We start from the raw sequence: 13700 nt of genomic DNA on the forward strand, positions 1-13700 counted from the left end.
ACGCCCCGCGCTTCCCCCGTGGCGGACCGAGCGTCGTCGCGCGCCGTGACCGCGGGTCCGTGAGCGGCTCGACGGCCCGGCGCCGTCGCGGACCGTGCGGCGCTCGGCGCGGTGTCAGGCGTCGCCGGCGACCACGGTCCGCTCGTCCGCCGGGACGAGCGCGTCGCGCAGCACCGGGGCCAGGGCGTGCGAGTAGGCGTCGGTGAGGTGGTTCGGGTCGACCCGCACCGGGGTGCTGCCCACGAACACCGGGCAGTACCCCTGCGCGGTGCAGAACCAGCGCAGGCTGTCGACGTAGCGGATCCCCGCCGCCGCGCCGCCGGCGGCCTCGACGGCGGCCTGGTCGGCCGTGCGCACGTGCCACCACGTGTCGTGGACCGGCGAGAGGCACTCCCCGGGCCCGGAGCGCGCCGTCGCGCACGTGGCGGGGTGCTCGCCGCTGGGCGGCGGTGCCAGCACCACGACGTCCGGAGCCAGGCCCTCGAGCGTCGTGAGCGTGCGGGTGAGGCCGGCGGTCCACTCGGCGTACGCGGCGGCACCGGTGGCCCCCGAGCTGAGCCGGTTCACGGAGTCCTCCGCGGCGGCGACCACGACGAGCGACGGTCGGAGCTCGGCGATCTTCGCCGTCATCCACTCGCGGTGCGGTCCGCACGGCGCCCAGGGCTCGCCCTGGAAGTCGTCCACGGCGACGTCCGCCGCCGGGCACGCCTGCAGCGTCAGGGGCTGGACCGCGAAGCCGGCCGCGCCCAGCGCGTCGGCGATGCCGGGCACGTAGCTCGTGGCGACGGAGTCGCCCAGCACCACGGCCACCTGCGCGCCGTCGGCCGCCCCGTACCGGCAGCGCTCGACGTCGTCGTCGTCCCGCACGTCCAGGCACTCGTCGGTCGCCCAGGGGGCGGCCAGGTCGTCCTCGCCGAGGTCGTCGATCGCCGGTGACAGGTCGGGCCACTGCCCGACGCCGACGGCAGCCGTCACCTGCTGGGCGAGCTCCGCCGCCGCGCCGGTCGGCTCCGCCGCGGCGGGCTCGGCTCCGGTCGCGGGCACGGCACCGACGGTCGCCGCGGCGACCGCCCCCGGCGGCGGTCCCGCGGGTGCGGGTGTGCGCAGGACGGCGTAGCCCGACGCGACGCCGGCCAGGACGGTGAGGCTCGCCACGCAGGCGAGGGCGGCCGGCCGGGCGACGAGCGCCGGCCGTGGACCCGCCGCCGCGCGGCGTACTCGCGGCTCGAGCCACGTGGACCGGCGTACCGGGTCCTCGACCAGGTGGTACGACAGCACCGCCAGCGCGACGGAGACGACGATCGCCACGAGCTGGGCCGTGCGGCCGGGCGCCATGACCGCGTCGAGGAACACCACCACCGGCCAGTGCCACAGGTACAGCGAGAACGACACGAGACCGATGTACTGGGCCACGGGGTTCGACAGGATGCCGAGCAGCCGGGGTGCCCGCGCGCCCGTTCCCGCGACGACGACGGCGGCGGTGCCCAGGACGGGCAGCGCGGCACCCGGGGCGGGGACGGGCGACGCGGGCGTCAACCAGAACGCGCCGAGCCCGAGCGCCGCCAGGCCGCCCCAGGCCAGCGCGTGCCGCCACCACACGCCGGGGCGCCTGCTGATCCAGCCGGCGCCCACCGCGATCAGCGTGCCGACGCCGAGCTCCCACGCCCTCGTCGCGGTGGAGAAGTACGCGTCGGTCGGCGCGGTCGCCGTGCGGTGCGCGGCCCAGGCGAACGACCCGACCGTGACGAGCACGGCCATGACGGTGAGCGGCAGCAGCGGGCGGGTCCGGGCGCGTCGCCCGAGCGCGAGGCACCCGACGACCAGCAGCGGCCAGACCACGTAGAACTGCTCCTCGACGCCGAGCGACCAGTAGTGCTGGAACAGGCTGACGGCCCCCGTCGCGTCGAAGTAGTCGGTGCCCTGGGCGGTGAGGTGCACGTTCGCGAGGAAGAACGTCGACCACAGCGCATCGACGCGGACGTCGTGCGCGCGGTTGGCCAGGAAGAGCACCTGCGCGACCCCGACCGTCGCCACGACGACCAGCACCGCCGCGGGCAGGATGCGCCGTGCGCGGCGCCGGTAGAACTCGGCGAAGCTGATGCGCCCCGTCCGGGCGTGCTCCCGCAGCATGATCCCCGTGATGAGGAAGCCCGACAGCACGAAGAAGACGTCGACGCCCAGGTAGCCGCCGGACGGCAGGCCGACGGTGTGGGCGAGCAGGACGAGCAGGACCGCGATCGCCCGCAGGCCACCGATGTCGAGGCGGTGGTCCGTCGGTGCGGCCGCGGTCATCGCCTCAGCCCCTCACGAAGCTCGAGTCGTCGTGCAGCACCGCCTCGCGGGGCGTGCTCTGCTCCGGGGACGCGTGCGGAAGGGGGGCCGCGGGAGGCGGCGCGTCGGAGGTGTGCCCGTCACCGGCCGGTCCGCCGCCGGCCTGCCGGTCACGCGTCGTGCCGGGGTCGGGTGCGGTGTCGCCGTCGCCGACCGTGGCGTCGTCCGCGGGTCCGGGGGTCGCCGGATCGTCCCCGGCGGGCGCGCGGGCCGCGGGCGGCGCTGCCGGGGTGTCGTGGTCCGGCGGCACCGGTGCGGCCGCGGGCCGCGAGGCCCGCTCGAGGTGGCGTGCCACGTCCGCGGCACGGACCGCACCGCCGAGGGTGCGGGGCGCCTCGTCCGCGCTGTCCGGCGCGTCCCCGGCGGGAGCGTCGACGGGCTCTGCCCCCGTGGGCCCGCCCGGCGCCGCAGCGGGCGCGGCGGGCGTCTCCGCCGCCGGAAGCGCGTCGCCGTACCGCGACCACGCGGTCCGCGGCACGCGGTTGGCGACGAGGCCGACGACCGGCACGCCCCCGGCGGCCAGGGTGGCGGCAGCGGCTCTGACCTCGTGGCGCCGGACGGCCCCGGCCCCGACGACGAGCACCACGCCGTGGCACAGCCGCCCCACGACCACGGCGTCGGTGACGGGCAGCACCGGCGGGCAGTCGAGCACGACGTGGTCGTAGCGCTCCGTCAGCTCCGCGAGCAGCTCCCGCATCCGGCTCGTGGCGAGCAGCTCGCTGGGGTGGGCGGTGAGCGGCCCGGACGTCAGGACGTCCGGCAGACCCGGTCCCTGTGCCGCGACCGCGTCCTCGAGCGGGACGCCCCCGGTCAGCACGGAGGTGAGGCCGTCCCGCTGCTCGAGCCCCAGCTGGCCCGCGAGCCGCGGTCGGCGCAGGTTCGCCTCGACGAGGCAGACGCGGTCGCCCGCGGCCGCGAGCACCGACGCGAGGTTCACGGCCGTGGCCGTGGTGCCCTCGCCCGGCACGGAGGACGTGACGGCCACGAGCCGGCGTCCGCCCGCCGCGAGGGCGGCGATGCTGGTGCGCAGCTGGCGGTACTCCTCGGCCTGCGGGGAGCCCGCCGGTGCCGGCACCGGCGCACGACCCCGGTGGACGGTGACGGCGCCGAGCAGCGGTGCCCCCACGAGGGAGACGGCGCTCGCCTCGTCGCGGACCTTCGTGTCGACGAGCTGGCGCAGGGTGATGAGCGTCGCCCCGAGCGCGAGACCGCCGATCGCTCCCAGCAGGATCCAGAGGACGACGCGGGGCGACGTGGGCTGCGCGGGGGGTGTCGCGGTCGTGATCGGCTCGAGCCGCACGCTCTTGGAGCCGTCGGGCAGCGACGGCACGATGTCACCGACCGCCGCGGTGAGGTGCTTGGCCACCGCGTTGGCGAGGTCCGCCGCGGCCTGGGGCGAGGGGTCCGTCGCCGTCACCGAGATCACGTTGGTGCCGAGCACGCTCGTGGCGGACAGCCGCTCCACGACCGCCGCGGTGCTCCCGGTGAGGCCGAGCTCCGCCATGGCCGGCTGCACGACGACCTGGCGGGTCGCCAGCGCGCTGAACGTGCGCACCTGCTTCTGCGTGTACTCCGACCCCTGGACCAGGTCGGTGGCGCTGCCGGTGTCCGCCACGACCACCATCTCGGCGCGGGCGGTGTACTGCGGTGTGGTGAGCAAGGCGGCCAGCGCGGCGAGCAGCACCCCGACGACGGCGAACGCGGACAGCCCGAGCCAGTGAGCACGTGCCATCGCCACGTAGTCGCGCACCGGCATCTCCTTCTGTGTCGACGCGCCCCGGGTCGGGGAGCAGTCCGGAGCACGGCGCTCCGGAGTTCTCATGAGAACCGACATCCGGGCCTGCCGGGCCCGACAGTGGCAGTTTTCACCCTATCAGCACACGTCTGTCCCCTTTTGCGGCGCTTTTCACCCGTCGGCCGGGGTGCCGAGGGTGGGCAACCCCCTGACCCGTCCGTAGCCTCGCTGCATGCCCACGCCCGGCCCTGCAGCGTCCGGCGCTGCCCGTCCCGGCGGCGCCGTCGCCGCGGTGCCCGTGACCGCCCCGGCCGGCACCGACCGCGCGGCCGCCGAGGGCTTCGCGGGGCTCGGTCCCGCGGCGGTCCGCTGGCTCGTCCTCGTCCTGGTGGCCGCCGTCCTCGCCGGCGTCGTGCCGCTGGCGCTGCTCCAGGCGGTGCCGGACGACCTGCGCAGCGGGGCCTGGCGGCTCACCCTCGCCGTGATGGTCTGGGCGGGGCTGCGGCTGGCCCACCGCATCGCCGTGGGTCGCCCGGCGCTCTTCGACTTCGTCTTCTGGCTGTTCGTCTACATCTTCATGGGGCTGGCGCCCACCGCGCAGATGCGCGCCGACCAGCCGTCGACCACCACCCCGGGCCTCGACCCCTTCGACGACGCGCGGATCGCCGCCCTCGTCCTGGTCGGCCTCGCCTGCTACGAGATCGGGCGGGCGGTGGCGCGCCACGGGTCGTCGCGGGGTGGGGCGCTGCGTGGCCGGGCCGGTGACGCGGCCGCCGACGGGGGCGCCCCTCCCGTCGACGACGCGGCCGCCGGCGGTCGGGACGGCGAGCGCCCGGTGCTCGACGTCGTCCCACGCCGGGCCGTGGTGCTCACGGCGGTGGGCGTGCTCGCAGCCGCCTACTTCGTGACCCGGATCGGGTTCTCGACGCTCTTCATGAGCCGGTACACGGCGTACGACATCCGCAGCGAGCGGATGCCGGACGTGGCGGTGCGCTCGATCGTGGCGGCCGCCGGCTCCTACCCGCTGCTCGTCGCCGCGGGGGTCTTCCTGCGGATCCGGGCCACCCGGGCCCTGGGTGCGCTCTCGACGCGGTACGCCCCGCTCCTGGCCCTGGCGGTGGTGGTCCTGCTGACGGTCGTCAACCCCGTCAGCGCCGCGCGGTACGACTTCGGCACCGTCGTCTTCGCGCTGGCGGTGATGGCGGGCGCCGCCGCCACGGTGGCACGGGGACGGGTGCTCATGGCGGCGGTCGTCGTGGGGCTGCTGTTCGTGTTCCCCGTCGCGGACGCGTTCCGCTCGGACGCCGTCAACACCAGCCGGAACGGGTTCTTCGGGGAGTACCTCGCCAACCCGGACTACGACGCGTTCTGGCAGATCGGCAACGCGGCGCTGTACGCGGACAGCGGCCTGGCCCAGCCGCTGCGCCAGGCCGCGGGCGTCCTGCTGTTCTGGGTGCCCCGCCCCCTGTGGCCGGACAAGCCGATCGACACCGGCGTGCTGCTGGCGCAGTACCGCGGGTACTCGTTCGAGAACCTGTCCGCGCCGCTGTGGGCCGAGCTGCTGGTCAACGGCGGGCTCGTGGCGCTGGTCCTCGGGTTCGTGCTGCTCGGCGCCCTGCTCGGCAGGCTCGACGGCAGGGTGTCGGCGGCCCTGCTCGGGGGCGGGCACCTGTGGGCCGTCGTCGGCGGGATCTTCCCGATCTACATGATGATCCTGCTGCGGGGATCGCTGCTGCAGGCCACGGGCACGTTCGTCGTCGCGGTGGCCTGCGTGCTCTACGTCCGGGCGCGCGCCGCACCGCGCGCCGCCGCGTCGGCGTAGACGGACTCCAGCCGGTCCCGCACGGCGTCGATCGACAGCTCCTCGCGGGTCAGCCTGCGGCCGGCCTCGCCGGCGGCGCGCGCGGCGTCGGCGTCGCCCAGCAACCGGTCGACGGCGTCCACCAGGGACTGCTCGTCCGGTCCCGCGACCTCGCCGGCGCCCGCACGCCGGATGCGTCCGGCGAGCCCGCACGTGTCGGTGACGACCACGGGCACCCCGGCCGACATCGCCTCGATCACGGACATGGGGAACGGCTCGTCGACGCTCGGCAGGACCGAGACCGCCGCCCGTGCCACCCGTGCCGCCGTCCGGTCGAGCGGCAGCGGCCCCTCCCACGTGATGCGCCCGTCCGCGTCGTCGCGCGCGAGCAGCGCGCGGACGGCGTCCCCCTCGCCCTCGTCCGGCCCCACCAGGGTGAAGCGGACGTCGGGGTGGGTGGCGGCCAGGCGCTGCGCGGCGGACACGAACAGGGCGGGTCGCTTGCGGGGTGCCAGGCGCGCCAGGTACAGGACCTCCCGCGTGCCCGGCGTCGGCCGCGGCGGCTGCACCGGCACGCCGTTCACCAGCTCGACGAGGCGCAGACCGGGGCCGGCGACCGCCGTGAGGCGCTCCGCCTCGTCCGTCGTCAGGTGCGTCACCGCCGCCGCGTCCCGCAGCACGCGGCGCGTGGCCAGCGCGTCCAGCGGGCGGGCGAGCGGGTGGTCGCTCGGGTCGATCATGCCGTGCGTCTGCAGGACGTAGGGGACACCCGCGCGTCGGGCGTCGAGGGCGACGGGCAGCGTGACCAGGTCCCGCGCCAGGTGGACGTGCACCACGTCCACCCCGGGCAGCAGCCGGCGCGCCCAGCGGCGCAGACCGGGGCTGGTCAGGCCGGCGAACCCCGTCCCGGGCAGCAGCCGCCGCACGCCGAACAGGTCGACCGCGACGTCGTCGACCCGGTCCGGCAGCGGGTCGTAGCCCGACGCCCCGCCGGCGAGCCGCACGTCGTGACCGGCCGCCCGCAGCGCGGCCGCCTGGTTCAGCGCGACCCGGGTGGGTCCGCCGTAGGCGCCGTCGGGGGTGAAGAGGGTGACCACCGAGAGGACGCGCACGGCTCACACCCCGCCGTGCGGGTGCGGCTGCGGCGCGAGCACGACGGCGCGGGCCGGGACGTCGCGCGTGACCAGGGCGGTGGCGCCGACCACCGCGTCGGCCCCGATCGTCACGCCGCGCAGCACGGTGGCGCGCACGGCGACCCAGGCCCCGTCCTCGACGACCACGGGGGCGTTGTCGAACTCGAAGGTGGGTGAGCGGCGGTCGTGGCTGCCGGTGCACAGCAGCACGTCCTGCGAGACGCACACGTCGGAGCCGATGACGATGGGCTCGAGGTTCAGCAGGTGCGCACCCTCGCCGATCCAGCTGTGGTCGCCGACCGTGAGCTTCCAGGGCCAGTGGATGCGGACCCCGTGGCGGATGTTCGTGCCCGTCCCGATCCGCGCGCCGAAGGCCCGGAGCAGCGCGACCCGTACCCCGCCGGGGCACCACCACCGCGTGACGACCAGGCCGCTGACGGCGAACCAGGCGATCTGCACCGCCACCGGGCGGCCGCGGTCGTAGCCCCGGCCCGTGAACCCGGCCAGGCTGCGTCGGGTCAGCGCGGCGCCCGCGGTCACGAGCGCACCTCGCCCTCGTGCTCGAGGAACCACCGGTACGTCTGCTCGATGCCCTCGCGCAGGGGGATCGAGGCCTTCCAGCCCAGGCCGGTGAGACGGTCGACCGACAGCAGCTTGCGCGGTGTGCCGTCCGGCTTGGTGGTGTCCCAGACGATCGAGCCGCGGAACCCGACCACGTCGGCGACCGTCTCGGCCAGCTCGCGGATCGTCAGGTCCTCGCCGACGCCGACGTTGATCGGGGCCGCGTCGTCGTAGTGCTCGAGCAGGAAGACCGCGGCCGACGCGAAGTCGTCGCTGTGCAGGAACTCGCGGCGCGGCTCGCCGGTGCCCCAGCAGACCACCTCGGGGACGGCGTCGCGGACCGCCTCGTGGAACCGGCGCAGCAGCGCCGGCAGCACGTGCGAGCCGGTGGGGGAGAAGTTGTCCCCCGGGCCGTAGAGGTTGGTCGGCATCGCCGAGACGTACGGCAGGCCGAACTGCCGGCGGATGGCCTGCACGTGCAGGACGCCCGCGATCTTGGCGATCGCGTACGCGTCGTTCGTCTCCTCCAGCGGGCCCGTGAGCAGCGCGTCCTCGGTGATGGGCTGCGGTGCCAGCCGGGGGTAGATGCAGGTGGACCCGAGGAACAGGAAGCGCTGGACCCCCGTGCGCACGGCCGCGTCCAGCAGGTTGACCTGGATCCGCACGTTGTCGGACAGGAAGTCCGCCGGCTGCGTGGCGTTGGCCAGGATCCCCCCGACGCGTGCCGCGGCGTCGATGACGACGGCCGGGCGCACCTCGTCGAAGAACCGGTCGACCGCCGGCCGGTCGCGCAGGTCCAGGCGGGCGGACGGCACCCCGACGAGGTCGGTGAAGCCCCGCCGCTCGAGCTCGCGCCAGACGGCGGAGCCGGCGAGCCCGCGGTGGCCCGCGACGTACACGCGGGAGGTCGGGTCGAGCGGGGGCACGTGGGACGAGTCGGACATGGCGTCACCCTACGGACGCCACGGGCCGCGCGGGAACGGCGGATCGGGTGAAAGGGGCCGAGAGGGTGATAAAGGGGATGGGACCGTCTCAATCCCGACATTTGACGCTAGCGTGTGCGCCGCTGCTAGTTCGTCGGGAGGGGTTCGGATGTCCAAGAAGGCGCTCATCACCGGGATCACGGGCCAGGACGGGTCGTATCTCGCCGAGCTGCTGCTCGAGAAGGGCTACGAGGTGCACGGGCTCGTGCGCCGCGCGTCGACCTTCAACACCGAGCGGATCGACCACCTCTACGAGGACCCGCACGACCCCGGCGCCCGCCTCTTCCTGCACTACGCGGACCTCACGGACGGGTCCCGCCTGGCGACCCTCCTGGAGCGGATCGGCCCGGACGAGGTCTACAACCTCGCGGCGCAGTCGCACGTGCGCGTCAGCTTCGACGAGCCCGAGTTCACCGGCCAGACCACCGGCATGGGCTCCACGCGCCTGCTCGAGGCGATCCGGTCGACCGGGCTGCAGACGCGGTACTACCAGGCGTCGAGCTCGGAGATGTTCGGGGCGACGCCCCCGCCGCAGAGCGAGGCGACGCCGTTCTGGCCCCGCTCGCCGTACGGCGCGGCCAAGGTCTACGCGTACTGGATGACGCGCAACTACCGCGAGGCGTACGGGATGTTCGCCGTCAACGGGATCCTGTTCAACCACGAGTCGCCGCGCCGCGGCGAGACGTTCGTGACCCGCAAGATCTCGGTCGCCGCCGCGCGGATCGCCGCCGGCAAGCAGGATCGTCTCTACCTCGGCAACCTCGACGCCGTCCGCGACTGGGGCTACGCCAAGGAGTACGTCGAGGGCATGTGGCGGATGCTGCAGGCCGACGAGCCCTCCGACTACGTGCTCGCCACCGGTGCGCCGTACACGGTGCGCGACTTCCTCGGCTTCTGCTTCGAGCACGTGGGGCTCGACTGGCAGGAGCACGTGGAGTTCGACCCGCGCTACCTGCGCCCCACCGAGGTCGACGCCCTCATCGGCGACGCCTCCAAGGCGGCCACCGAGCTCGGGTGGACCGCAGAGGTCCACACCCCCGAGCTCGCGCGGATCATGACCGAGGCCGAGGTCCGTCGGCTGACGGGCGACTGACGTGGCACCCGACCCGGGGGCCGCGGCCGGGACGGACACCGCGGCGGACGTCTGCCTCGTCGGGATCAACTACGCCCCGGAGACGACCGGGATCGCGCCGTACACCACGGCCATGGCGCGCGCGTGGGCGGCCGCGGGCGTGCGCGTCGAGGTCGTCACGGGCGTGCCGCACTACCCCGCCTGGCGGGTGGACGACCCGCGGTACCTCGAGGGGAGCTCCTGGCGCGAGCGGGACGGGGACGTGCGGCTGCACCGCGTGCGCCACCACGTGCCGGCGCGCGTCGACCTCGCCGGTCGGGCGCGCATGGAGTCCTCGTTCCTGCGGCGTGCCCTGCCGCTGGTCCGGCGCAGCCGTGCCGGCGCCGTCGTCGCCGTGACGCCGTCGCTGTCGGGGCTGGCAGCGGCGGTGCTCGGTGCGCGCGGGCGTCCCGTCGCCGCCGTCGTGCAGGACCTCACCGGGCAGGGGGCGCGCGAGTCCGGTGCCGCCGGCGGCCTCGCCGCGGGCCTCATCGGCGCCGGCGAGGTCGCCCTGCTGCGACGCTGCGCGACGATCGGCGTGATCACGCCGCAGTTCCGCCAGTCGCTCGCCGGGGCGGGCGTCCCCGCGGACCGCGTGCTCGACGTCGGCAACTTCACGCACGTGCGCCCGTCGTCGGCAACCCGCGACGAGGCGTGCGCGGCCCTCGGGTGGGACCCGGCCGTCTTCCGGGTCGTCCACACCGGCAACATGGGCATGAAGCAGGGGCTCGAGCACGTCGTGGACGCCGCGCGCGTCGCGGCCGACCGCGGGGTCGCGGGGGTCGAGATCGTGCTCGTCGGCGCGGGCAACAGCCGCGACGACCTGGTCGCCCGCGCCCGTGGGGTCGCGGCGGTGCGGGTGCTGGACCCCGTCGACGACGTGCACTACCCGCTCGTCCTCGCCGCCGCCGACGTGCTGCTGCTCCACGAGCGGCCGGGGGTGCGCGAGATGTGCCTGCCCAGCAAGCTGACGAGCTACACCGCGGCGCGCCGCCCGGTGCTCGCCGGGGTCGAGGCCGAGGGCATCTCGGGGCGCACGCTCAGCGCCGCCGGTGCCGCCCTCGTCGTCCCGCCGGGGGACCCGGGGCGGCTGCTCGACGCGATCCTCGAGCTGCGGGGCGACCCGGCCCTGCGCGACCGCCTCGCCGCCGCCGCCCGCCGGCACGGCGAGGCCGTCTACGGCGAGGAGGCGGCCGCCCGGCGGTACCTCGACCTGCTCGACACCGTACGGACCCGACCCGCCGCGACCGCGGTCGCGGTGTGACGAAGGAGCGGCTCATGCGGATCGGCTACGCGGCCGGGGCGTTCGACCTCTTCCACGTGGGGCACCTCAACGTGCTGCGGCACGCGAGGTCGCACTGCGACCACCTCATCGCCGGCGTGGTGGCCGACGAGGTCCTCGAGATCACCAAGGGCCGGCGTCCCGTCGTGCCGCTGGCGGAGCGCGCGGAGATCGTCGCGCACATCTCGTACGTCGACCAGGTGCACCACGAGGTGCTCCTCGACAAGCTCGACACCTGGCGCGAGCTGCGGTTCGACGTGTTCTTCAAGGGTGACGACTGGCGTGGCACCCCCAAGGGCGACGAGCTGGAACGGCGGTTCGCCGAGGTGGGCGTCGAGGTCGTGTACTTCCCGTACACGGTCCACACGTCGAGCACGATCCTGCGCGCGGCCCTCGCCCAGCTCGAGGCGCCGTCCGGCCGGTCCCGGGCGTCCGAGGTCTCCTGACCCGAGCAGTCCTGCCGACCGCCGCCCGGGTGCCGGGCGGCGGTCCGCTGCTGCCTGCGTGCCCGCGGCGTCTCACCCGGCCCGGGACGGGTGAATCCGGGCAGAAGGTCCCAAACCGCCCGTCGATCGCGCTAGCGTCGGTGGCGAGGCGCGTGTCGGACCGGGGGGACCATGACACCTGCAGCGGATCACCTGTCGTCGTGCGTGCCCGGCGGCGTCCCACGGGGCTGCCTGCTCCGGGGCCGCACCCCCGGGGGTCGCCCGCCACGCGCCGCGCCGGCGGCGGGGTGGCGCCCCGCCGGGGCCGTGGCCCACCGGGTCGTGCCGTGAGCGGGCTGCACGTGGCGATGCTCGGGACCCGGGGGGTGCCGGCGTGCTACGGCGGGTTCGAGACGGCCGTCGAGGAGGTCGGCCGACGCCTGGTCGACCGGGGGCACCGCGTGCGGGTGTACTGCCGCGGCTCCGGCACGGCGTCCGGGAGCGGCACCGGCACCGCGGGGGCGCGCACGTACCGGGGCATGGAGCTGGTGACGCTCCCGGCGGTGCGTCGGCGCGCGCTGGAGACCCTCAGCCACACCGGCCTGTCGGTGGCGCACCTGCTCGCCCACCGCACGGACGTCGCGCTGGTGTTCAACGCGGCCAACGCCCCGCTCCTGCCCGTGCTGCGGGCCGCGGGCATCCCCCTGGCCACCCACGTCGACGGGCTGGAGTGGAAGCGCGCGAAGTGGGCGGGTGCGGGGCAGCGCTACTACCGCGCCGCCGAGGCCGCCGCGGTGCGGTGGTCCGACGCCCTCATCGCCGACGCGGTCGGCATCGCGGACTACTACCGCACCGAGTTCGGCGTCCCGACGACCCTGCTGTCCTACGGCGCCCCGGTGCTGGCTCCCCAGGCGGACGACGCGGTGACGGCCCTCGGCCTCGTCGCCGGGGGGTACCACCTGGTGGTGGCGCGGTTCGAGCCCGAGAACAACGTCGACCTGCTCGTCGACGGCTACGTCCGCTCGCCCGCCCGGCTGCCGCTGGTGGTGGTGGGCGCGGCACCGTACGCGCACGACTACACGGCGCGCGTGCGGGCGCTGGTGGGGGACGACCCGCGCGTGCGCCTGATCGGCGCGGTCTGGGACCAGCGCGCGCTGGACCAGCTGTACGTCCACGCGCTGACGTACGCGCACGGCCACTCGGTGGGCGGGACCAACCCGTCACTGCTGCGGGCGGTGGGCGCCGGGACCGCCACCCTGGCGTACGACGTCTCGTTCAACCGCGAGGTGCTCGGCGACGAGGGCGTGTACGTGCGCGACGCCGTCGGTGTCGCGCAGGCGTTCGCGGACGCCGAGGCCGCGCCCGCCGCGACCGCGGCCCGCGGTGAGCGGCTGCGTGCGCGGGCGTCCCGGTACGACTGGGACGCGGTCGCCGCGGGGTACGAGCGGCTCGTGGCGGCGCTCGCCGCGCACCGCACCCCCGGGCCCGCCCCCGGCGCCCGGCGCCGGCACGCGTGGTCCGCCGAGGCCGAGGCTCTGCCCGGGCTGGCGGTCGTGCCGTGAGCGGCGCGACCGGCGTGCGGCGGGAGCGCGCTGCCGCCCGCCGCGGCGACGTGCGGGACGCGCTCACCCGGCTCGCCCTCGCGCAGAAGCCGGCCGCGCGCAGCGCCCCCGCCTACTCCCGGTACGTCAACCGGCGCCTCGGGCGGGTGCTCGCCGCCTGGGCGTACGGGCGCGGGCTCGGCCCGGGCCGGGTGACGGCCCTCAGCGCGGTGTGCACGTTCACCGGGGTCGCGGTGCTCGCGCTCGCTCCCGTGGCCGCGGCGACGGGGCTCGTGGTGTGCCTGCTGCTCGTGCTGGGGTACGCCCTGGACTCGGCCGACGGTCAGGTCGCCCGGCTCACCGGCTCCGCGTCCGGTGCGGGGGAGTGGCTCGACCACGTGGTGGACGCCGTGAAGGTCGTCGCGCTGCCGCTCGCGGTGCTGGTCGGGCTGTACCGGTCGGGCGCCGTCGCGGACCCGTGGCTGCTCGTACCCGTCGCGAACGCGGTGGTCGGCTCGGTCCTGTTCTTCGCGATGATGCTCACCGAGCAGCTGCGCCGGGCGCACGGCGTGGTCTCCAGCGCGGCGGTGGACGGGCGGCGCAGCCCGTGGCGGTCGCTGCTCGTGCTGCCCACCGACTACGGCGTGCTCTGCCTGAGCTTCCTGCTGTACGGCGCGCCGGGCGTGTTCGTCGTCGTGCTGGCCGTGGTCACGGCGGGTGCGGCGGGGTTCCTCGCGCTCGCGCTGCCCCGGTGGTTCCGCGACGTGGGTGCCCTCGACGTGCCCGGGCGGGGGTGA

11 protein-coding genes are annotated in these 13700 nt (G+C 75.8%); 6 read left to right on the forward strand and 5 right to left on the reverse strand.

Annotated features, from left to right (window positions below):
• Positions 1–114: 114 nt before the first annotated feature.
• Together KG103_RS04630 and KG103_RS04635 are read right to left on the reverse strand one after the other, a co-directional pair.
• Positions 115–2292 (reverse strand): acyltransferase family protein, encoded by a 2178-nt coding sequence (locus tag KG103_RS04630; protein ID WP_207341517.1) that lies wholly within the window; start codon positions 2290–2292, stop codon positions 115–117.
• Positions 2293–2296: 4 nt separating this feature from the next.
• Entirely contained in the window at positions 2297–4081 is a 1785-nt protein-coding gene (locus tag KG103_RS04635) for a polysaccharide biosynthesis tyrosine autokinase (RefSeq protein WP_207341518.1), read from the reverse strand.
• A 217-nt stretch (positions 4082–4298) separates the two neighbouring features.
• Here KG103_RS04635 and KG103_RS04640 point away from each other — a divergent pair, with 217 nt between their 5' ends.
• On the forward strand, positions 4299–5888 hold the full coding sequence (locus tag KG103_RS04640; protein WP_207341519.1) for a hypothetical protein: 1590 nt from the start codon (positions 4299–4301) through the stop codon (positions 5886–5888).
• Here KG103_RS04640 and KG103_RS04645 read toward each other — a convergent pair.
• Genes KG103_RS04645 through KG103_RS04655 form a run of 3 tightly spaced genes read right to left on the reverse strand, consistent with a single transcriptional unit; the run spans position 5843 to position 8505 of the window.
• Positions 5843–6979 (reverse strand): glycosyltransferase, encoded by a 1137-nt coding sequence (locus tag KG103_RS04645; RefSeq protein WP_207341520.1) that lies wholly within the window; start codon positions 6977–6979, stop codon positions 5843–5845. The two genes, KG103_RS04640 and KG103_RS04645, sit on opposite strands and share 46 nt — an antisense overlap.
• Before the next feature lie 3 nt (positions 6980–6982).
• Positions 6983–7540 carry an LbetaH domain-containing protein gene (locus tag KG103_RS04650; protein WP_249670805.1) on the reverse strand — a complete coding sequence of 186 codons (558 nt, stop codon included), beginning with the start codon at positions 7538–7540 and terminating at the stop codon, positions 6983–6985.
• On the reverse strand, positions 7537–8505 hold the full coding sequence (locus tag KG103_RS04655; RefSeq protein ID WP_207341521.1) for a GDP-L-fucose synthase family protein: 969 nt from the start codon (positions 8503–8505) through the stop codon (positions 7537–7539). The genes KG103_RS04650 and KG103_RS04655 overlap by 4 nt, the downstream gene beginning before the upstream one ends.
• Positions 8506–8653: 148 nt before the next feature.
• On the opposite strand from KG103_RS04655, the gene gmd reads away from it, so the two are divergent.
• The 5 genes from gmd to KG103_RS04680 all read left to right on the forward strand — a co-directional run bounded on the left by gmd (position 8654) and on the right by KG103_RS04680 (position 13700).
• The gene (gmd, locus tag KG103_RS04660) at positions 8654–9637 is read left to right on the forward strand and encodes a GDP-mannose 4,6-dehydratase (RefSeq protein WP_207341522.1); all 984 of its coding nucleotides are present in this window, start codon (positions 8654–8656) and stop codon (positions 9635–9637) included.
• 1 nt (position 9638) lies between these two features.
• On the forward strand, positions 9639–10919 hold the full coding sequence (locus KG103_RS04665) for a glycosyltransferase family 4 protein (RefSeq protein WP_207341523.1): 1281 nt from the start codon (positions 9639–9641) through the stop codon (positions 10917–10919).
• 14 nt (positions 10920–10933) lie between these two features.
• On the forward strand, positions 10934–11383 hold the full coding sequence (locus KG103_RS04670; protein WP_207341696.1) for an adenylyltransferase/cytidyltransferase family protein: 450 nt from the start codon (positions 10934–10936) through the stop codon (positions 11381–11383).
• 347 nt (positions 11384–11730) lie between these two features.
• Positions 11731–12924, forward strand: coding sequence for a DUF1972 domain-containing protein (locus KG103_RS04675; protein WP_207341697.1), 1194 nt, complete (start codon positions 11731–11733; stop codon positions 12922–12924).
• Positions 12921–13700 carry a CDP-alcohol phosphatidyltransferase family protein gene (locus KG103_RS04680; RefSeq protein ID WP_307859643.1) on the forward strand — a complete coding sequence of 260 codons (780 nt, stop codon included), beginning with the start codon at positions 12921–12923 and terminating at the stop codon, positions 13698–13700. Before KG103_RS04675 ends, KG103_RS04680 begins: the two co-directional genes overlap by 4 nt.

It is taken from the genome of Cellulomonas wangleii, from assembly GCF_018388445.1.
GTDB lineage: Bacteria > Actinomycetota > Actinomycetes > Actinomycetales > Cellulomonadaceae > Cellulomonas > Cellulomonas wangleii.